Origin of the sequence: Burkholderia sp. 22313 (assembly GCF_052045245.1) — a bacterium.
GTDB lineage: Bacteria > Pseudomonadota > Gammaproteobacteria > Burkholderiales > Burkholderiaceae > Burkholderia.
Map to the genome: position 1 here is coordinate 1 of NZ_JBQEON010000053.1, position 19,300 is coordinate 19,300.

Sequence of the window (19,300 nt, forward strand, 5' to 3'; positions counted from 1 at the left end):
CGGCAATTGCTTGATGCAGATCAGCGGCGTGTTCTTCGCGAACATCGTCATCCCTTCAACACGGCCAACGATGATTGGCGGCGGTTCAGGACGAGACGCAGGCGCGCCGGCAGCATTCATGTCGGTGTTCGACGCGGTGGTGCGAGCGTCCGTCACTCGCTGCGAAGCGAGAAATGAATCGGTCATTCAGACTCCTGAACGTGCTTCTTGATGAACTGCACCGCAAGCCGCTCGACCTGGTCGGCATCCACCGCCGGCAGTTGGCCTGCAGCGTCGGTCGTCAACTTCGACAGCGCCTCGGACGACTTCTCGACGTGGCCCGCGAACCCGGCCGCCGCGTTGCCGTCCGTCGACCGGACCAACTTCGGCACCCGGCCGAGCGTGTCCTGATCAAACGTCGGCATGTCCGCGCTCACGCTCGCGGGACCATCCCATGCATGGCCGCCCGACTTCACCGTGAAGGTGCCCGGGCACCCCAGCTCGATATCGCCACCATGCAGCTTGAGATATGCGCCGCCGGACGTAACGAGCACGATTTCGTCACGCGCGGTGCCGGCAAGTCGTCCGTCCGCCGCGGTCAGTTGAATGTTCTTCGCCGAATCGATTTGCGTATCGTCGTTCTGCGACTGAATCGTGACCTTCCCCTGGTTCGCGATTGCCGACACGCCGTCGCCGTGTGCAAACATCGCGACGCCGCGACCGGCTTGCAGACTGATGCGCTCGCCGCTCGTGACTTGCACGTGTTGCTGCGCGACCTGATCGACGTTCTCGCCCGCATAGATGACGTGCGTTCTGGGCGTGACGTGGAGCGCGCCGGACTGCGCGCCCAATGCGAGCAACGCGGACGCGTCGTCGGCCGCGCCGGCTTGCGCTGCGCCGGGGGTCCAGTTGCGGAATGCACTGGCGAGGGTGTCCTGGCCGGCGGTGTCGGCGGATTGCCCGCCATGCTGGCCGGCATGGTCGCCAAGCGATTTGAAGAGTTCGGTGCATCGATCGAGCAGGCGAATCAGTTCGTCACGATCGAGCTGGCCGCCGGTGGCCCGCGTGCGCGCATAGGTCGACAGCAGGATGCCGCGGGCGGCGCGCAACGCGGCCGCGGCATCGGTGCGCAACTCCGCGCCTTCGCCGCGATCGTTCCCGTGCCCGTTCTCGCGCGGCTGCGTCAGGTACCCGAGATTCAATTCGGTATGCGCGTGTTCGCTCGCCAACTGCGCCGAGATTTGCGACGGCGTATCGTCCAGACGAAGCTGGTTATAGCGCCTGCCCGCGATTTCCCTGGTCTTGATCCCGGAGAGGAACCGGTTGCCTGGAAGCGCGCCGGTATGGCTGAAGGTCACGGGCGGGTTCGCACCGTTGCTCAGGACGCCGATGATGACCAACCGGTCCGGGTCGCCGGCAAGACATCCCAACAGCACTTCCATCCCGACACGGGGCAGGAAGAGGGTCCCGAAGTTGCCGCCCGCCAGATTCGTCCCGACGCGAATGGGCGCACTGTCGCCAGCCTGTCCGTTCGTTCCGGCGCCTTGCGCATGCGCATGATCGGCCGGATCGTAACCGTGGATCCGCACACGCACGCGGCCGGCCTCGTCGCAAAACACTTCCTCTCCCTGCGTGCCGACGATCGTGCCGGTCAGCAGGTGAACCGGCGGCACATCGATCTTCGGATCGTAGGCGGGCTTGAGCGGCACACCGCGTCTCACGCAGGTGAATCGGTTCTCGTAACGTGTGTCGGTTTGCTCCGACGGATCGGCAAGTGTCGCCGGACTGGTGTGCGCCAGGTTCCGGCTCGCCGCGAAGAGTCCCTGCGCCCGACTCGCAAGCTGCTTCGGCAGGTTGTTCCGGATATCGTGTCGAACCGACGTGACGACAAACTGACGTTGTTCGGCCGGTTTCATATCAAGCTCCGGGTCGCCCGTCAGCGTGAACCAGTGGCCGACCGGCAAGTCGCGCACGCTGCTGATCCCGTCGTATCGCTCGGCTTCGAACTGGTGAGCCAGTATCCGGTCGTGCGTGAGGCGGTCGTGGTCGTTCCACGAATCGCCGACGTGCGGGATGTCGATCGCGACGTCGGTCAGCAGGTGTGCCAGATCGTTTCCCGATTCGCCCTGGTCGAGGCTGGTGACGGCCATGGAATCGTCGACACGAGCCGCCTTGTAGTCCCACGACGGACGGCGAACCTTGCCGGACGACAGGCTCTGGCGGTGCGCAAAGAGCGTCACCGTGTCGCGCTGCGCAGCCCCGGCGTCGCGAGGGTGAAGGCGCAGCGCACCGGCCGGCACCGCCCTCAGGCGCTGCGGATCGTCGCAAAATACGAGAGTGTGAACCGGCCGCTCGTCGGTCATGCCGTGAGCGCGTTCGACCGGCTCGGCCTTCACGAAGACCGTGATGCCTTCCCGGCGCAGCAGACGCCGGATGAAGCGCGCGTCCGATTCGTTGACCTGCCGCGTGAGCTCACGCACCGGATAGCGATCGTCCTGCAGCCCGGACAGGTCGAAATCGAATGCCCGCGCGAGGGCGGGGCTGCGCTGTTGCCATTCGCTCATCAGTGTCGCGAGGATGTCCATCACGCTGAGCGATCGGAACACGCGGGCGTTCGTGCGACCCTCCATCAACGACAGCGCGTCGCACACCTGCAATTGATAGACGGTCAGCTCGCCGTCGGATTGACCGGTCCGCACTTCGTGCACGATCGCATTGATCGCTCGTACGCCGCCCCGATCGGTCGTCAGACGCACTGACACGGGCAGCCCGAGAAACAGCGCGGGCGACAGATGGTCGTGGGTGGATACGCAGGTCAGTTGCCCGTCGATTCCGGACATCACCCCTTCATGGATATCGGCGTGATGGAGCGCCAGCAAATGGCCGACCGCGCGTTGCGCCCGCCCGAAATGGAGGTCGACTGGCCGCGTGTTTCCGGTAATCAGACCCGACGCAAAATTACGGAGTGTTTTTGCTATCGACATCACCCTGATCTCATTGCTTTGTTCTGAATTCTGATTTGTCTGAAATTGAATATCGTTATGGTGAAGGGCGGGAGTCCGCTAAATCGCGCGGCGAAGATTAACAAATTTATCTGGTTGAAAACAATGGTTTTTATTTTGAGATTTTGTGATTTGACTTTAAGAAACAGTGGTTTGCGTTTTTGGTGATTTGTTTGTTTTTTTGAAAAATCTTATGTCTTGGTGAGATTGATGAGGTCTCGACAATTGTTGGGTGAGCGGCAGGGCGTGGCCGGGTTGTTTAGTACGGTTAAAAGGGGTGTGGATTTTTAAAAACTCGATTTGTCAGATGTGAGGGCGAACGACTGCGTGTTGCGGTATCAGAGAAAAAATGCGAACGGGATCGTACGCGGGCCTGCGCAGGCCATGCGCGTGAACTCGCGATGTCCATGAGGGATTCCCCCGTAACGCGCCGGTGAGCGTCATGTCGACGCCGCGGCCGCTTGCGCAGCGCCGGCCCGTCGACACTTCCTGCCTCCCGCCCCCGATTATTTGCATTTCGCGAATGGCGCGTTCGCCGGTTGTTCCATACCCGATCCGCAGCCGCGCCCCTATCGTTCGGGCGTCGGCTGATTGAATTCGACGCCTGCAACCGGAAAGGCGGCCGCCACTTCCTCGCGACTCACGTCGCATCGCACACCAGGACAACGGATCGGGCTCATGCACGGACGCTTCGGCGCGCGCAGGCGGACCCATCCACGGAGACAGACATGAAAGCAAACGAGTGGGATACCGCCTACGAGTGGAAGGCGGTCACGCTGCTGGCGCTCGGCTTCGGGCTGGTCGGCCTCGACCGCTGGCTCATCGCGCCGCTGTTCCCTTCGATCATGAAGGACCTGCACCTGACCGCACAGGACGTCGGCAACTGCATCGGCGTGCTCGGCCTGTCGTGGGGCATCTTCGCCGCCCTGATGGGCGGCATCTCCGACAAGATCGGCCGCCGCAAGGTGCTGATTCCCGCCATCGTCCTGTTCTCGCTGCTGTCGGGCTTCTCGGGCCTCGCGGGCGGGCTGCTCGGCCTGATCGCGATCCGCGGGCTGATGGGCGTCGCCGAGGGCTCGTTCTGCCCGACCAGCTTCGCGGCGACCGCCGATGCATCGCATCCGCGGCGGCGCGGCCTGAACCTCGGGCTGCAGCAAAGCGGCTTCGCGCTGTTCGGGCTGGCGCTGTCGCCGATCATCGCGACGCAACTGCTCAACTTCGTGTCGTGGCGCTGGGTGTTCGCGCTCGTGGCCGTGCCTGGCCTGATCCTCGGCGCGATCATGTTCGTCGTGATCCGCGAACCGAAGCGTGCGAAGGAGGTCGCGTCGGAACACGCGCCGGCGTCGCTCGGCCATGTGCTCAAGCGCCGCAACATCCTCGTCGCGATGGCCGCGCTGTGTTGCGCGATGACCGGCGTGTTCGTGCTCGGCGCGCTGCTGCCGCTGTACCTGACGGACTACCTGTCGCTCGACACGCAGAAGATGGGCCTCGTGGTGTCGGCGATCGGCTTCGGCGGCTTTCTCGGGCAGTTCGGGTTGCCCGGCCTGTCCGACCTGGTGGGCCGCCGCCTCGCGAGTATCGCCGGCTTCGCCGGCACGGCTGTGATGCTCTACATTTTCCGCGGCCTCGGCCCGCAGCCGGTCACGCTGTTCGTTGTCCTGTTCGTCGCGTCGTTCTTCACGCTCGGGTTGGTGTCGCTGCTGTCCGGGCCGGTGGCGACCGAAGCGGCACCCGTCGGCCTCGTCTCGACGTCGATCGGCGTGGTGGTCGGCTGCGGCGAGATCTTCGGCGGCGGCATCGCGCCGGCGATGGGCGGCTATGTCGCCGCGCACTTCGGGATCCAGAACATTCTGTGGCTGCCGATGGGGGCGGTGATGCTCGGCATCGTGGTCAGCATGCTGCTGCGGGAAACCGCGCCGGCCGTGCTGCAGCGCCGTATCGGCGCGCAGCCGGGACTGACGGCGGGCAAGCAGCCCTGACGTGCGCGATGCGGCTCGCGAGATTGACACCTGCCAGGTGACAGTGTGACGCGTTCCGCATCACCCAACCGGCCGCCCGGTACGGTTAGACTGCCTGTTTCGCTTTCAGGAAGGGCGCGGTATGGACCGGTTTCTGAGCATCGAGGCATTCGTCAGGGTCGCGGAGGCGAGCAGTTTCGCGGAAGCGGCCCGGCAGCTTGGGGTCACCAGTTCGGTCGTGACGAACCGGATCCAGCAGCTGGAGAAGTTCGTCAACGCGCCGCTGTTCCATCGCAGCACGCGCCACGTGCGGCTGTCCGAAGTGGGCGAGACCTTCTACCGCGAGTGCGCCGAGGTGGTCGGGCGCGTCAACGAGCTGACCGACCAGATGCGCGAGTTGCGCGCGACACCGACCGGGCGGCTGCGCATCCAGATGCTGCCCGGCTTCGCGCTCGATCACTTCGGCGTGCCGCTCGCCGAATTCAATCGCCGCTACCCGGGCATCCAGCTCGACATCATCGTCAATGACCGTGTCGTGGACCCTGTCGAAGAAGGGTTCGACATCGCGTTCCAGATCTTCCCGCCGATTTCCGAGTCGCTGATCGAGCGGCGCCTGTTCGTGGTCCGGCGCCTGTTCTGCGCGTCGCCGGCCTACCTCGAAGCGCATGGCGCGCCACAACATCCGCGCGAATTGCTGCAGCACACCACGGCGCTGTATTCGGGTTATCCATCACGCAATCGCTGGACGCTGACGCGCGGCGACGAAGTCGTCGAAATGGAGTTGCCGGGCATGATCCGCTCGAACTCGGTGCACTTGCTGCGCGAGTACGCGCTGACCGGCGGCGGCGTCGTGTGCCTGCCCACGCTGGTCGCGAGCGACGCGCTCGTCGCGGGCCGGCTGGTGCCCATCCTCACCGACTTCGAGATCGCGCCGCTGAGCTTCGCCGCCGTTTATCCCGCAACGCAGCGACAGGCGTTGAAGGTGAAGGCGCTGGTCGAATTCCTCGTCGAATACATCGGCGACGAGTCGCCGTGGGACCGCCCGCTGCTCGAGCGCGGCTGGGTTCGCTGAACGAAGCGATTATTCGCGAAACGCAAATGCCGTAGTCGCGGTCCGTTGCCTTGTTGAGGGGCGCGCTCGCCCCTAAAGTTGAATCCAACAAGCGGTTCAACTCAGGAGACAGCAATGACCGACACGGCATTCCATACCGTCTTTGGCTCGCTCGACGGCTACGCCCGGGGCGAGATCGAAATCACCAGCGGCAGCGCCAAGCACTACGCGTTCTCGAACGTCTTCGACGTGGCATCGAAGTCGGCGCCCTACGAGAAAGTCGTCGCCGGAAAAAACCTCGAATACGTGATCGAAGTGCTGCGCACCGACGGCCAGTCGCCGTGGTTCGCGTGCGCGCATGACGAATTCGCGATCCAGATGGATGGCGAAGTCCGCATCGAATTCATCAAGCTCGACAACCCGCCCACCACCGGCCGCGGCACTGTGCATGCCGGCACGCAGCCGGCCGGCCGCGAGATGGGTTACGTCGTGTTGCGCAAGGGGCACCAGGCACTGCTGCCGGCCGGCTGCGCGTATCGGTTCGCCGCGGGCAAGCCGGGCGTCGCGCTCGTGCAGACCGTGCTCGGCGAGCTGTCCGTCGAGAAGTGGGCCGATATCTGCCTGCACTGACCCATCCGACCGCCCCCATTCGACTATTCAGGAGACACGTCATGGCCACCCTCGAGACCCTCGATCTTTCCGCAGGCTTCGCCGCCGATCTGGTGCAGGCCACGGAAGCCGATGCCGTCACCGGCTACCGCCGCTTCCACCTCGGTGAATTCTCGTTCCAGCGCGACGAGTACTTCGTGAAGATCGGCTGGCCCGCCAAAGGCCAGACCCGCACGCATGCGATGCCCGCGGACGCCTTCCTGCGCGCGATGATGCGCGACGTCGCGTGGGGCTTCTTCTACGGCTGGGTGAATTTCGATCACGTGTTCGGCACGCGCAATCACTACGGCAAGGTCGACATGTATGCGGGCACCTTCAACGGCATCCTGAAGGAAGCGGGCGTCGACTACACCGAGACGTTCGACACGCCGATCATCATGGCGACCTTCAAGGCCATGCTGCACGACTGGACCAACGAAGGCTTCGATCCGTTCGCGGCGCCCGAGGAAACCGGGACCGCATTCGGCCGCAAACACGGCGAGAACGGTGCGGCGATCGAGCGCACGCGCATCGCGACGCGTCGCATGCCGGGCCTCGAAGGCGACTCGCCGTTGCGCGACGAGCTGCCGGTCAACCGCGCGTTCCTCGACGTCGCGCAGGACGAGCCGGAAGTGCACGTGAAGCCGGGCTTCGAAGGCGAGCTGCACGCGTTCAACCTGTTCAAGTACCTGTCGCGTTCGGACGTGACGTGGAATCCGTCGGTCACCTCGGTGTGCGGGCGCAGCCTGTTCTGCCCGACCACCGAGGAATTCATCCTGCCGGTGTTCCACGGCAACGACCGCGTCGAATGGTTCCTGCAACTGTCGGACGAAATCGTGTGGGACATCGGCGACAAGAACACCGGTGCGCCGCGCGCGCGCATCACGATGCGCGCCGGCGACATCTGCGCGATGCCCGCCGACATCCGGCATCAGGGCTACTCGACGAAGCGTTCGATGCTGCTGGTCTGGGAAAACGCAACGCCCGACCTGCCGCAACGCTACGAGAGCGGCGAGCTTGCGCCGTATCCGATCGCGTTCTAAGCGCACACACGCATACCATCGAGGACGATTCATGCAAACCCAACTCTTCATCGACGGGCGCTTCGTCGACGCCGTCGAGCGCGGCACCATCGACGTGCTCAATCCGCACGACGGCTCGCTGATCGCGAAGATCGCCGCCGCGACCGCTGCAGACGTGGATCTGGCCGTCGAAGCGGCGACCCGCGCGTTCCCGAAGTGGTCGGCGATGCCGGCGGCCGAGCGCGGCCGGCTGCTGCTGCGCCTGGCCGATGCCATCGAGGCCAATGCCGAAGCGCTCGCGCAGCTCGAATCGCTGGACACCGGCCACCCGATCCGCGATTCGCGCGCGCTCGACGTGCCGCGCACGGCCGCCTGCTTCCGCTATTTCGGCGGCATGGCCGACAAGCTGCAAGGCTCGGTGATTCCGGTCGAAACCGGCTTCCTGAATTATGTGCAGCGCGCGCCGATCGGCGTCGTCGGCCAGATCGTGCCGTGGAATTTCCCGCTGATGTTCACGAGCTGGAAGATGGGCCCGGCGCTGGCCGCCGGCAACACGGTGGTGCTCAAGCCGTCGGAAATCACGCCGCTGTCGACGTTGCGGATCGTCGAACTGATGGCCGAGGTCGGGTTCCCGGCCGGTGTCGTCAATATCGTCCCCGGCTACGGCCATACGGCCGGCCAGCGCCTTGCCGAACACCCCGGTGTCGGGAAGATCGCGTTCACCGGTTCGACCGCGACCGGCCGCCGGATCGTCGAGGCGTCGCAGGGCAACCTGAAGCGCGTGCAGCTGGAGCTGGGCGGCAAGGGCGCGAACATCGTGTTCGACGATGCGAACCTCGACGCGGCCATCAACGGCGCCGCATGGGCCATCTTCCACAACCAGGGGCAGGCGTGCATCGCGGGCTCGCGCCTAGTGCTGCATGAGCGCATCGCCGACGCGTTCCTCGAGCGCTTCGTGTCGCTGGCGTCGTCGATCCGCGTCGGCAATCCGCTCGATCCCGACACCGAGATGGGCCCGCTGACGTCGAAGCAGCACCTCGAGCGCGTGCTGTCGTTCGTCGACGTTGCGCGCGAGCAGGGTGGCCGCGTGCTCGCCGGCGGCAGCGCGCCGCAGGATGCCGCGCTCGCCGACGGCTACTACGTGCGTCCGACCATCATCGAAGCGAAGAGCGCGGCCGATCGCGTCGCGCAGGAGGAGGTGTTCGGGCCGTTCGTCACCGTGTTGCGCTTCGGCAGCGACGAGGAGGCGTTGGCGATCGCCAACGCGACCGAATACGGGCTTGGCAGCGGCCTGTGGACCAACGATCTTTCGCGCGCGCACAAGCTGGCGTCGCAGATCGACGCGGGCATGTGCTGGATCAACTGCTACAAGCGCGTCAATCCGGGCAGCCCGTTCGGCGGTATCGGCAAGTCGGGCTATGGCCGCGAGATGGGTTTCGAGGCGATGCACGATTACACGGAAGCACGCTCGGTGTGGGTCAACGTCGACGGCAAGGTGCCGCCGCACTTCAAGCGCTGAGGCTGCGATGGAGCGCTTCGTGTATCAGGGGACGCCGTCGCGCGTCGTGTTCGAATGGGGCGCGCTCGCGCGCTTGCCCGACGAACTGGCCGCGCTCGGCGCGCAGCGGGCGCTGATTCTGTCGACGCCCGAGCAGCAGCCGCTCGCCGAACGGGTCAGGGACGTGCTCGGCGAGCGTGCGGCCGGCGTATGCGCGCAGGCCGTGATGCACGTGCCGGTCGAAGTGGCGCGTGCCGCCCGCGAGATGGCCGCCGGGCTGGGTGCGGATTGCTGCATCGCGATTGGCGGCGGCTCGACGATCGGGCTCGGCAAGGCGATCGCGCTCGAATCGTCGCTGCCGATCCTCGCCGTGCCGACGACCTATGCCGGCTCGGAGATGACGCCGATCTACGGGCTCACCGAAGGCCGGCTGAAGCGGACCGGGCGCGATGCGCGCGTGCTGCCGCGCACGGTGCTCTACGACCCGTCCCTGACGTTGTCGCTGCCGCCGGGGATTTCGGCGGCGTCCGGCGTCAATGCGATGGCGCACGCGGTCGAAGCGCTCTATGCGGACGATGCGAACCCCGTGATCGGCCTGATGGCGGAGGAATCGATTCGGGCGCTGGGCGACGCGCTGCCCCGCGTGGTGCGCGAGCCGGCCGACCGGGAAGCGCGCAGCCGCGCGTTGTATGGCGCCTGGCTCGCCGGCATGTGCTTGGGTGCGGTCGGGATGGCGTTGCACCACAAGCTCTGTCATACGCTCGGCGGGACTTTCAACCTGCCGCACGCGCAGACGCATGCCGCGATGCTGCCGCATACCGCGCACTACAACCATGCCGCGGCGCCCGATGCGCTGCGCCGCGTCGCACGGGCACTGGGCGGCACCGACGCGGCCGACGCCGGCCCGCTGCTGTTCGCGTTGAACCGGCAGCTTGGCTTGTCGGCGGCGCTCGCCGACATCGGGATGCCGGAAGCCGGCCTCGACGAAGCCGCCGATCTCGCGTGCCGGAACCCGTATGCGAATCCGCGGCCGATCGAACGTGCGCCGATTCGCGAATTGCTTCAGCATGCGTGGGAAGGGCGCGAGCCGAATTGAGCGGCCGGCTGAAACACAGGAGACGAACGTGACGAATGATCATCATGACGGCGATACCCGGCTGACCGAGCAGGTCGTCGCCAGCTTCGGCGGGACGCCGAATCCGCGCTTGCGCGTGTTGATGCAGAGCCTCGTGCGGCATCTGCATGCGTTCGTCCGCGAAACGGAGTTGACCGAGGCCGAGTGGATGGCCGCGATTCGCTTCCTGACCGAAACCGGGCAGATGTGCGACGACGTCGTGCGCCAGGAGTTCATCCTGCTGTCGGACACGCTGGGCGTGTCGATGCTGGTCGATGCGATCAACCATCGCCTTGCGACCGGCGCGACGGAAACGACCGTATTCGGGCCGTTCTACATCGAGGGCATGCCGGATCGTGCGTATGGCGAGAACATGGCGTTCACGCCCGGCACGCCGGTGGTCGTGCAGGGTCGCGTGCGTGCCACCGACGGTACGCTGGTGCCGGACGCCGTGCTCGACGTGTGGCAGACCGCGGACAACGGCATGTATTCCGGGCAGGACAAGGCGCAGCCGCACGGCAACCTGCGCGGGCGCTACCGGACCGACGCCGAAGGTCGTTATGCGATCAGGACGATTCTGCCGGTCAGCTATCCGATTCCGACCGACGGGCCGGTCGGGCGGATGCTCGACGCCACCGGCCGTCATCCGTGGCGGCCCGCGCATCTGCACTTCATGATCGACGCGCCGGGTTATCGCAAGCTCGTCACGCATCTGTTCGACGAGGACGACGAATACCTGAAGTCGGATGCCGTGTTCGGCGTGAAGCCGTCGCTGATGGTCGCCTATCGTCCGCGTGCGGCGGATGACGAACTCGCGCGCCGGATTGGTATCAGCGGTGCTTACCGCGAAGCGACGTACGACTTCGTGCTCGACCGGAGCTGACCGACATGGCGCGATTCTTTGCGGTGTTCGCGACGGACCAGCCCGGGATGCGCGAAGTGCGCGACCGCGTGCGGCCCACGCATCGGCACTACCTGCGCTCCGCCGCGCAGCACGGCGTGGTTGTGCGGCTCGGCGGGCCGACGCTCGATCCGCAGGGCGATGCGATGAACGGCACGCTGCTCGTCATCGAGGCGGACGACATCGACGCGGTGATGCAGTTCGTCGGCAACGATCCGTATGTGAAGGAAGGACTGTTCTCGCGGGTGGAGGTGCGTCCGTGGAACTGGAGCCTCGGCAATCCCGAGCGGAGAGTGTGAGTCATGGGTGCCGCGCAACTGTGTCGCTTCTCGGATGTGCCTGACGGTGGGGCACGGGTCGTCGATGAAGTGTGCATCGGGCGCTCCGTCATCGTCGTGCGGCGCGGGGAGCAGGTGTGGGCTTATGTGAATCGTTGCCCGCATTTTTCGGTGCCGCTCGATTTCGTGCCCGGCAATGTGTCCTGTTACCGGTCCCAGGTGCTGATGTGCGCGCATCACAGCGCGCTGTTCCGGTTCGACGACGGGATGTGTATCGACGGGCCGTGTGCGGGAGCCGGGCTGGAAGCCGTGGCCGTCGAGGTGGATGCGGCGGCGTGGGTGATTTGTCGAGGGGATTGAACCGGTAGAGGGACCCGAGCGTCTCGGGGTGGATGAGGGCGGGAATGGGCGGAATCTCATCCGTTTCGTCGATTCAGTACAACGAACTAAATTGGGAAATACCGGCCCGGATGCAGCCTGATTCGGGCGGGGAAGGTGTTGTTTCACGAAGCATTGGCCGAGCGCCCACGACGTAACGGGCGCATGGCTCACATTTCAAAAAAAGACGGAGACACCATGAAACTCAGGTTTGGAGCAGTCGCGATGCTTGTCATCGCGCAGGGTGCGTACGCCCAAGGCAGCGTGACCCTGTTCGGTCTGATCGACAGCGGCATTTCGTATGTCAGCAACGAGGGCGGCGGGAAGAACGTCAAGTTCGACGACGGCATCTTCACGCCGAACCTGTTCGGCTTGCGCGGCACGGAAGACCTCGGCGGCGGTTATCACGCGACGTTCGCGCTCGTGAACCAGTTCTCGATGGCGAACGGCAGCATCATCGGGACCGGGATCTTCGGGCGTAACGCGTACGTGGGTATCGAGAGCGACCGGTTCGGCAGCATCCGGCTCGGGAATCAGTACGACTTCATGGTCGATTCCCTGTTCTCGAAGGGGAATGCGATCTCGATGGACCTCACGGGGCTGTACGGGTTCAGGAACGGTCCGTTCCAGCGTCTTGCGCTGCCGGGCAATCCGACCGGCGCGTTCGACTGGGACCGCACGGCGGGCAGCAAGGCTATTGCGAATTCTGTCAAATACAGTTCGCCGACGATTGCGGGGTTGTCCGGTGGCGTGATGTATGCGTTCGGCGGCGTGGCCGGCTCCGTCGGCGCGGACAATGCCGTGAGCGCCGGGTTGAACTACGACGTCGGGCCGTTCGGGATCGGCGCGGCCTATACCAACGAGAAGTATGGCCCGGCGCCTGGTACGCCGTCGACCAGCGTGCGCAACTGGGGCGTCGGGATGCACTATGACTTCGGCGCGGTGACCGCGAAGGCGCTGCTGACCACCGTGCACAATTCGTTCAACGATGCCGGCGTGTGGATGGCCGAGGCTGGCGGCGTGTGGCACATCAGGCCGGACGTCGTGCTCGGCGCGAAGTACATGTACATGAAGGGCAACGAGGCCGTGAATGACAACCATGCGCATCAGGTGAGCGTCGCGCTGCAATACCTGTTGACGAAGCGGACGATGGTTTATGTGTCTGCCGACTACCAGCGCGCGAACAGTGGCGCGAACGCGCAGATCAACGGGGTGCTCGATCCGAACGGGGCGTCGAGTTCAGCGACCCAGGCGGTGGCCCGGATCGGGTTGCATACGATGTTCTGACGGGGTGGCGGGCGGGCCTTGCGTCGAGGCCCGCCGTGCACCGGACTACTTCGCCGCGGCGGCTGCCGTTTTCGCCTTGTCCTGTTCCGCTGCCAGCGCGGCATCCGCTGCCTGCGCGCGCTGGATCGCCGGGCGGGCAAGCACGCGATCGATATAGGCACGAATGCGCGGCGTTTCCGGCACCAGCTTGAACATCGTGGTCCAGTTCAGCGCCGAGGCCCACAGCACGTCAGCCGCCGTAAGGCGTTCGCCCAGCAGGTAAGGTCCCTTCGACAGTTGCGCATCGATCGCGTTGACGACGGTATCGAAGTCGCCATAGGGCGACGTCGAGTACGCGGCAGGCGGGCGATTCATCGAGCGGTCGACGAGGGCCGGCTCGAAGCACGACCCATAGAACGTCATCCAGCGCAGGTACGGGCCGCGCAGCGCATCGCCCGGCGCCGGCGACAGGCCGGCTTCCGGATACAGTTCCGCCGCGTACATGTAGACGGCTGCCTGCTCGGTGACGATCACGTCGCCGTGGCGCAGTGCCGGGACCTTGCCCATCGGGTTGATGGCGAGGTAATCGGCTTCGTGATGCTTTCCGGTGGTGAGGTCGAACGCGTGCAGTTCGTAGTCGGCGCCCAGTTCCTCGAGCAGCATGCGCGCGCCGGCCGAACGACTGCGCGGGGAGTGGAACAGGGTCAGGTGACGGTCTTGCGGCATCGCGGGCTCCGGTGTGCGTTGGGGGCAGGTCTTCCAATGTAGGACGGCGGTGCGCCGCCGTCTTGGAAAAATTCGCTGTGGCGGTGCATCATCACGCAGTCACGTCAACGGTTCGCGACCATGGCCGACTTGCGCCACGTGACGGGGGGAGGGTGCGGATGCTCGATGGCGGATCCCGGCGATCGGTGAATTTCAAACAGGGGATGCGTTGCCGGTGATTCCGCCCTATAGTGCTCGTCGTTGATCGATCTGCAAGAAAATCAGGAGCTCATCGTGCTTCACCGGAAATCCAAGTTGGGCCGTTCGAACGTCGCGTGCGTCGTTGCCCTGATGATGATGCTGGCGCCCGTCGCGGCGCTTGCGGCGGCGGACGCTGCCGACGGCACGACGCACGTCGCGTCCGCTGTCGATCACGACACGCCGCCTGGACGACCGATCGTCGGCGACGACCCGGTTGCCATTCGGGATACGCTGAAGAAGCTGCACATCAGCGCCACCGCACCTTCGTTGAGCGACCGGGTTCGCGGCCTGGTCTCCGACGCTACCGACCGCCATGCGCCGAATCCCGACCTGGCGGCCGTCGGTCTGGATCGTGACGTCACGTTCGTCGTGCCGGTGCGGTACGGGCTGCGGTACCAATCGAAGCGGCACCTGTTGACGCTCGACGTCGACCTGTTCGACGCAGGGCGCGACGACCGGACGGACATCCTGCTCAGAAAGGTCACGAAGGGGCCACGGGGGCGAGGGCTTGTGATTGCACCCGAAGCGAAGGCCAAGGGGTATATCCAGCAGGTCGACATCATCCAGCTCGAGGCCGGACACGGCAAGAAGACCACGGTCAGGAGCAGCATGCGGATTTCGCCCGCGGTGTATGCCCAGGCGAATGGCGACTTCGCACTCGTTTTTTCCGGGCGTCTGGTTCGGCCTTACCTGACCGAAAAAACCGAGCACGCCGATCCGAGCATCGAGGAGCCGACGGATATTACGACCCGGACTTCTACGTTGCACATGGATATCGAGACGATCTCGCTGGTGAGTCCGTCGAGTGGGGTCGTGTTGTCGAGGAAGTTGCGGTTGTCGAAGTAGGGTTATTCCTCTGAGGCGGCGATCCTGGCAGGCATGTCCAGCGCTCCAGACAGAAATCAAGAAGCGTTTATCGAAAAACGCACAGACGCTGCTTATCTCGACGGTCGTCAACACCGGGCTCTACAGGGCCCGGTGTGCGTGATGCGACGCAGGCACTTCGCGGCACGCTGACCTGTCGCGCCAGCTCGTTGTTTAGGCCAGTGCGACAGGCAGGTACCGCTGTGCAACGAGCTTGCTAAGTAGCCTGGCCGGCGGGTTCAGAGGATCTAACTTCGCCTCAGAAATTACTGGTCGTCGCCTTCGGTCTCGCTCGGCGACTTGTCGGCCGGCAAATTGTCCTGCCATGCGGCATAGGTAATCGTCGTTCCTTTGAGACGCCACGAATTCCGCCCGTTGTCCGTTCTGCCCAAGACGGTAGCGGACGCGGCGCTGGGACTGACGAAGTTCACATCCTGCGAGAACACCAGATGTGAACCGTCTGCCGACAGTTGTAGAGAACCAAACGTCCGCAAACTTTCTCTCAACTGTTGGTATGAATGTGGCTGCCCTGTCCATTCCAATCGCGCTTGCGATTGCGCGAGAATGGTGAACGTGCTGCTACTTTTCCGTGCCACTGCAGTGAGGCCGTGCTTGGCGCTTTCCAGTTCGAAGTAGATGCCATCGCTGTCCGATGAAAGCTCGCCAAGCAATTCCTTGGCAATTTCTGATTTGCTCTTGCGCTCCTCCAGACGCCAGTGCGTCTCGAACACTTGCATCATCGAAGCCTGCTGCGCTTGCATGATGTCCACGGTCCACTCCGAATGCTGCAGCACTTGAGTGGTAAGAGCGAAGCCGCATACACCACCTTTGGTGAAATAGGAGTTCTTCTTCCAGGAAAACTCTCGGTTGCTCGCGGAGCTATTCTTCTTGCGGCTCAATAGCACGAGGTTGCCAAGCCGATGGACCCAGCTTTGATAGATTTTCGCATCGGGAACCCACGTCGCCCATTGGCTATTCGGCGCGGGCTGTTGCGGCATCACATGTTCGACTGAGACGACGTCATGTTCGTACACCGCGGAGCCATCTGACAAAAGACGGTCTAGGCGTAAGAGCAGCAGCGCTACGGCACGTGCAGAATGCGTGTCATACAGCGGGCCGTTCAGCACCGAATAGGTGTCATATTGCTCACTCGGGGAAAGTTGCAACGCTGATGCCTCAGCGAACAGATTTTGATCATTTTCGATGGAGCCCGTTAACGCCGAGAAGCGCTCGATACGGCCATTGACCCCAATTTTTCGCGCGAGCATCGAATACGCAAGGCGTTCGAGGTCGCGGAAGAAAGTCAGCATCAAGTCCGGATGCTCGGAATGCCGAACGTAAAAGGCCAAGGCCGGTGGCAACCAGTCCTTGAATTCCAGCTTGTTAAGCCAACGCAGATGCTCGTTCACGAGCTCCGCATGCATCGTGCTGGCGTAATCGGCGTCGGAGAGCGCGGCGAGCGCTCTCGCCATCGGTAGGAGCACCGTGTCGACAAACATCTGCGGCTCAGTTGCCTGGGTAACATGCTCCTTGAACTCCTTCAGCAATGTCCCTTGCGGCTTGGCTCTGCGGTACACCATTCGGATATGGCTGAATAGGTCGCCGAACTCGTCGCGCCCCAAGTCCTCCTCTGCGTCTTCCCATTTTTTCGTGTACGTCTCGCGCAGTCCGGATTCAATGCCTCCAATGATTTCCGCCTTCAAAATGTCCGTAGCGCTCAAATCGAGACCGCGACTATTGAGAACACCAAAAATGCGATATGCGGAATCGAGGTCTGGCGTAGCGACGGTGACGAGATAGCACCGTGTGATGATGAACTGAACCAGCCTTATTAGCTCGGATTCGCTCAAATCCGACAGGCCGCTCATGAAGACCCTGGCGTTTGCTCTCAACCGCTCCTGCGCGCTGGGCAGCGTTGAGTTCAGTTTAATGAGTTTGGCGAGGCCGTCCTCGTGTTGGATGTACTGACGGAAAAAATCTCTGTCTCGCTCGCGCAACGACAGCCGGTAACTGGCTTCGGTGGCCGACACGACGTCGCCATGTTCATAAATGCGCTTCGTGATACCAGTCTGCACCGCTCGGTCGCTGATTGAGGCTCTGATGGCTGAAAGAAGCAGCGTCAGCGTGGTCAAGCGCTGTTGGCCATCGACCACCGTTGCATCTGGCGACGTTTCGCTCTTTATGAGGACAATGCTGCCGAGAAAGTACGGTACACCATCCCCGAGCTGTTCTGGGGAGACTTCGAGTGCACCCAGCAAGTCATCGAGGAGCTCCTGCGCCTGGTCATTACCCCAGGAATAGGGGCGCTGATAGCCTGGAATTGTAAATACGTATTCATCGCTGAAAATTTTCTGCAGCGTTTGTTCTTTTGCTGTGAGCGTGTGTGGCACGTGAAATCCCCGGAAATCAATCTGAAGCGCTTTGAGTTGGTCAATATACCGGTTTTCCTGGGGTTATAGCTACCAGAACGCGCCTGCTACTCCACCGTCACCGACTTCGCCAGATTCCTGGGCTTATCAATATCCGTCCCCCGCGCCAGTGCAGCGTGATAAGCCAGCAGTTGCATCGGCACGGTATGCAGAATCGGCGAAAGCGGCCCGTAGTACTCATTGAGCCGAATCACCTCGATGCCTTCGCTCGGCACCAACCCACAGTCCACATCCGCGAACACGAAAAGCCTGCCGTTCCGCGCACTGACTTCATGCATGTTCGATCGGAGCTTTTCCAGAAGCACGTCATTCGGCGCCACCGCGATCACCGGCATCTCGTTACTGACCAACGCCAGCGGCCCATGCTTCAACTCCCCCGCGGGATAAGCCTCTGCATGAATATAAGAAATCTCCTTCATCTTCAGCGCGCCTTCGAGCGCGATCGGGTAATGCATCCCGCGTCCGAGAAACAGCATGTTGTCGCGTCGCGCGAGCAGTTCCGACCAACCCATGATCTGCGGCTCGAGCGCGAGCACCTTCGACATCGCATCGGGCAGATGCCGCAGCGCACGCAGATGCTCCTTCTCCTCGTCATCGCTCAACCGCCCACGCACTTGAGCCAGTGACAACGTCAGCAAGAACAACGCCACGAGCTGCGTCGTAAAGGCCTTCGTCGAAGCCACCCCGATCTCGATCCCCGCACGCGTGACGAACTGCAGCGCGCATTCACGCATTAACGCGCTCGTCGCGACATTGCAGATCGCAAGCGTATGCATCATCCCGCGCTGCTTCGCGACATGCACCGCACCCAGCACATCAGCCGTCTCCCCACTCTGCGACACCGCGACGACCAGCGTGCGCGGATTCGCCACACTATCGCGATACCGAAACTCGCTCGCGATCTCGACACTCACCGGCAGTTTCGCGATGCGCTCGATCCAGTACTTCGCGGTCAACGCCGCGTGATAACTGCCGCCGCACGCGAGCAGCAACACCGAATCGACGTCGTTGAACACGCGCCACGCGCCGTCGCCGAACAGCTCCGGCATGATCGACCCGACATCGAGCAGCGTATCGGCCACCGCCTGCGGCTGCTCGAAGATCTCCTTCTGCATGTAGTAGCGATACGACCCGAGGTCGGCCGCCCCGCGATGCGCGGCGACCCGCTGCACCGCACGCTCGACGCGCTGGCCGTTCGCATCGACGATCCAGTACCGATGCAGTTGAATATCGGCAACGTCACCGTTCTCGAGGTACGCCATGCGATCGGTGATGCCCGACAACGCGATCGCATCCGACGCGAGAAAATTCTCGCCATCCCCGACACCGACGACGAGCGGCATTCCGTCGCGCGCGCCGACGATCCGGTGCGGCTCGTCACGGCACATCACCGCGATCGCATAGCTGCCGCGCAGTCGCGCGACCGCGCGCCGTACCGCGTCGAACAGGTCGCCGTCATACAGATGGTCGATCAGGTGCGCGATCGCCTCGCTGTCGGTCTGGCTCGCGAACACGTAGCCGTGCGCCTGCAGCTCCGCGCGCAGTTGATCGCAGTTCTCGATGATCCCGTTGTGCGACAGCGCGATGCGCGCGTTGTCGTCGCTCGGCGAGAAGTGCGGATGTGCGTTGAGCGTGACAGGCGCGCCGTGCGTCGCCCAGCGCGTATGCGCGATGCCGGTATAGCCGGACAGCGCTTGCGCGGCGATCTCGCGCTGCAGGTTGGCGACGCGATCGACGCTGCGCGCACGCGCCAGCGCACGGTCGCGATAAACCACGACGCCGCACGAGTCGTAGCCGCGGTATTCGAGCCGCTTCAGCCCGTCGACGAGGTTCGGCAGGATGTCCCGCTGGGCAACCGCCCCGACAATTCCACACATATCGCGCTCCGTAAATGTCCTGTCTGGACTCGTGACAGCGATGGTAGAAGCGGCCATGTGGAATTAAAT

Annotated in this window: 17 protein-coding genes; 12 read left to right on the forward strand and 5 right to left on the reverse strand. The window is 63.8% G+C overall.

Annotated features, from left to right (window positions below; all coding sequences use genetic code 11):
• The coding region (locus ACTJKF_RS29455; protein ID WP_440628460.1) for a hypothetical protein at nucleotides 1-186 on the reverse strand (186 nt) is incomplete at its 3' end.
• The gene (locus tag ACTJKF_RS29460; RefSeq protein ID WP_440628462.1) at nucleotides 183-2,858 is read right to left on the reverse strand and encodes a type VI secretion system Vgr family protein; all 2,676 of its coding nucleotides are present in this window, start codon (nucleotides 2,856-2,858) and stop codon (nucleotides 183-185) included. The genes ACTJKF_RS29460 and ACTJKF_RS29455, both read right to left, overlap by 4 nt.
• Here ACTJKF_RS29460 and ACTJKF_RS29465 point away from each other — a divergent pair.
• The 11 genes from ACTJKF_RS29465 (at nucleotide 2,829) to ACTJKF_RS29515 (ending at nucleotide 13,116) form a co-directional block, all read left to right on the forward strand.
• Nucleotides 2,829-2,990: a hypothetical protein gene (locus ACTJKF_RS29465; RefSeq protein ID WP_440628514.1), complete on the forward strand. Its 162-nt coding sequence runs from the start codon at nucleotides 2,829-2,831 to the stop codon at nucleotides 2,988-2,990. The two genes, ACTJKF_RS29460 and ACTJKF_RS29465, sit on opposite strands and share 30 nt — an antisense overlap.
• 719 nt (nucleotides 2,991-3,709) lie before the next feature.
• Nucleotides 3,710-4,960 carry an MFS transporter gene (locus tag ACTJKF_RS29470; protein ID WP_440628463.1) on the forward strand — a complete coding sequence of 417 codons (1,251 nt, stop codon included), beginning with the start codon at nucleotides 3,710-3,712 and terminating at the stop codon, nucleotides 4,958-4,960.
• Nucleotides 4,961-5,081: 121 nt separating this feature from the next.
• The gene (locus tag ACTJKF_RS29475; RefSeq protein WP_440628464.1) at nucleotides 5,082-6,011 is read left to right on the forward strand and encodes a LysR substrate-binding domain-containing protein; all 930 of its coding nucleotides are present in this window, start codon (nucleotides 5,082-5,084) and stop codon (nucleotides 6,009-6,011) included.
• Nucleotides 6,012-6,125: 114 nt separating this feature from the next.
• Nucleotides 6,126-6,620 (forward strand): hydroxyquinol 1,2-dioxygenase, encoded by a 495-nt coding sequence (locus tag ACTJKF_RS29480; protein WP_440628466.1) that lies wholly within the window; start codon nucleotides 6,126-6,128, stop codon nucleotides 6,618-6,620.
• Nucleotides 6,621-6,661: 41 nt separating this feature from the next.
• Nucleotides 6,662-7,681 (forward strand): hydroxyquinol 1,2-dioxygenase, encoded by a 1,020-nt coding sequence (locus tag ACTJKF_RS29485; protein WP_440628467.1) that lies wholly within the window; start codon nucleotides 6,662-6,664, stop codon nucleotides 7,679-7,681.
• Between the two features lie 31 nt (nucleotides 7,682-7,712).
• A complete protein-coding gene (locus tag ACTJKF_RS29490; protein WP_440628469.1) occupies nucleotides 7,713-9,179 on the forward strand; it encodes an aldehyde dehydrogenase family protein in 1,467 nt (488 codons plus the stop codon).
• Between the two features lie 7 nt (nucleotides 9,180-9,186).
• Nucleotides 9,187-10,254, forward strand: coding sequence for a maleylacetate reductase (locus ACTJKF_RS29495; protein WP_440628470.1), 1,068 nt, complete (start codon nucleotides 9,187-9,189; stop codon nucleotides 10,252-10,254).
• Between the two features lie 28 nt (nucleotides 10,255-10,282).
• Nucleotides 10,283-11,155 carry an intradiol ring-cleavage dioxygenase gene (locus ACTJKF_RS29500; protein ID WP_440628472.1) on the forward strand — a complete coding sequence of 291 codons (873 nt, stop codon included), beginning with the start codon at nucleotides 10,283-10,285 and terminating at the stop codon, nucleotides 11,153-11,155.
• 5 nt (nucleotides 11,156-11,160) lie between these two features.
• Nucleotides 11,161-11,472, forward strand: coding sequence for a YciI family protein (locus tag ACTJKF_RS29505; protein ID WP_440628473.1), 312 nt, complete (start codon nucleotides 11,161-11,163; stop codon nucleotides 11,470-11,472).
• A gap of 3 nt (nucleotides 11,473-11,475) precedes the next feature.
• The gene (locus tag ACTJKF_RS29510; protein ID WP_440628474.1) at nucleotides 11,476-11,811 is read left to right on the forward strand and encodes a Rieske (2Fe-2S) protein; all 336 of its coding nucleotides are present in this window, start codon (nucleotides 11,476-11,478) and stop codon (nucleotides 11,809-11,811) included.
• A gap of 216 nt (nucleotides 11,812-12,027) precedes the next feature.
• Nucleotides 12,028-13,116, forward strand: coding sequence for a porin (locus ACTJKF_RS29515; protein ID WP_440628476.1), 1,089 nt, complete (start codon nucleotides 12,028-12,030; stop codon nucleotides 13,114-13,116).
• Between the two features lie 45 nt (nucleotides 13,117-13,161).
• Here the strand turns inward: ACTJKF_RS29515 and ACTJKF_RS29520 are convergent, their stop codons facing one another.
• Nucleotides 13,162-13,821 (reverse strand): glutathione S-transferase family protein, encoded by a 660-nt coding sequence (locus ACTJKF_RS29520; RefSeq protein WP_440628478.1) that lies wholly within the window; start codon nucleotides 13,819-13,821, stop codon nucleotides 13,162-13,164.
• Nucleotides 13,822-14,094: 273 nt separating this feature from the next.
• On the opposite strand from ACTJKF_RS29520, the gene ACTJKF_RS29525 reads away from it, so the two are divergent.
• A complete protein-coding gene (locus ACTJKF_RS29525; protein WP_440628512.1) occupies nucleotides 14,095-14,907 on the forward strand; it encodes a hypothetical protein in 813 nt (270 codons plus the stop codon).
• A 284-nt stretch (nucleotides 14,908-15,191) separates the two neighbouring features.
• On the opposite strand, the gene ACTJKF_RS29530 is transcribed toward ACTJKF_RS29525, so the two are convergent.
• Together ACTJKF_RS29530 and glmS are read right to left on the reverse strand one after the other, a co-directional pair.
• Entirely contained in the window at nucleotides 15,192-17,315 is a 2,124-nt protein-coding gene (locus tag ACTJKF_RS29530) for a DUF4357 domain-containing protein (protein ID WP_440628480.1), read from the reverse strand.
• Nucleotides 17,316-17,401: 86 nt separating this feature from the next.
• On the reverse strand, nucleotides 17,402-19,231 hold the full coding sequence (gene glmS, locus ACTJKF_RS29535) for a glutamine--fructose-6-phosphate transaminase (isomerizing) (RefSeq protein WP_440628482.1): 1,830 nt from the start codon (nucleotides 19,229-19,231) through the stop codon (nucleotides 17,402-17,404).
• Nucleotides 19,232-19,300: the final 69 nt, after the last annotated feature.

Excerpts from the sequence above, each read along its gene's own strand:
- ACTJKF_RS29465 (WP_440628514.1), top strand. The coding sequence starts at position 2,829 with ATGGATATCGGCGTGATGGAGCGCCAGCAAATGGCCGACCGCGCGTTG.
- ACTJKF_RS29470 (WP_440628463.1), top strand. The coding sequence starts at position 3,710 with ATGAAAGCAAACGAGTGGGATACCGCCTACGAGTGGAAGGCGGTCACG.
- ACTJKF_RS29475 (WP_440628464.1), top strand. The coding sequence starts at position 5,082 with ATGGACCGGTTTCTGAGCATCGAGGCATTCGTCAGGGTCGCGGAGGCG.
- ACTJKF_RS29480 (WP_440628466.1), top strand. The coding sequence starts at position 6,126 with ATGACCGACACGGCATTCCATACCGTCTTTGGCTCGCTCGACGGCTAC.
- ACTJKF_RS29485 (WP_440628467.1), top strand. The coding sequence starts at position 6,662 with ATGGCCACCCTCGAGACCCTCGATCTTTCCGCAGGCTTCGCCGCCGAT.
- ACTJKF_RS29490 (WP_440628469.1), top strand. The coding sequence starts at position 7,713 with ATGCAAACCCAACTCTTCATCGACGGGCGCTTCGTCGACGCCGTCGAG.
- ACTJKF_RS29495 (WP_440628470.1), top strand. The coding sequence starts at position 9,187 with ATGGAGCGCTTCGTGTATCAGGGGACGCCGTCGCGCGTCGTGTTCGAA.
- ACTJKF_RS29505 (WP_440628473.1), top strand. The coding sequence starts at position 11,161 with ATGGCGCGATTCTTTGCGGTGTTCGCGACGGACCAGCCCGGGATGCGC.
- ACTJKF_RS29510 (WP_440628474.1), top strand. The coding sequence starts at position 11,476 with ATGGGTGCCGCGCAACTGTGTCGCTTCTCGGATGTGCCTGACGGTGGG.
- ACTJKF_RS29515 (WP_440628476.1), top strand. The coding sequence starts at position 12,028 with ATGAAACTCAGGTTTGGAGCAGTCGCGATGCTTGTCATCGCGCAGGGT.
- ACTJKF_RS29520 (WP_440628478.1), bottom strand. The coding sequence starts at position 13,821 with ATGCCGCAAGACCGTCACCTGACCCTGTTCCACTCCCCGCGCAGTCGT.
- glmS (WP_440628482.1), bottom strand. The coding sequence starts at position 19,231 with ATGTGTGGAATTGTCGGGGCGGTTGCCCAGCGGGACATCCTGCCGAAC.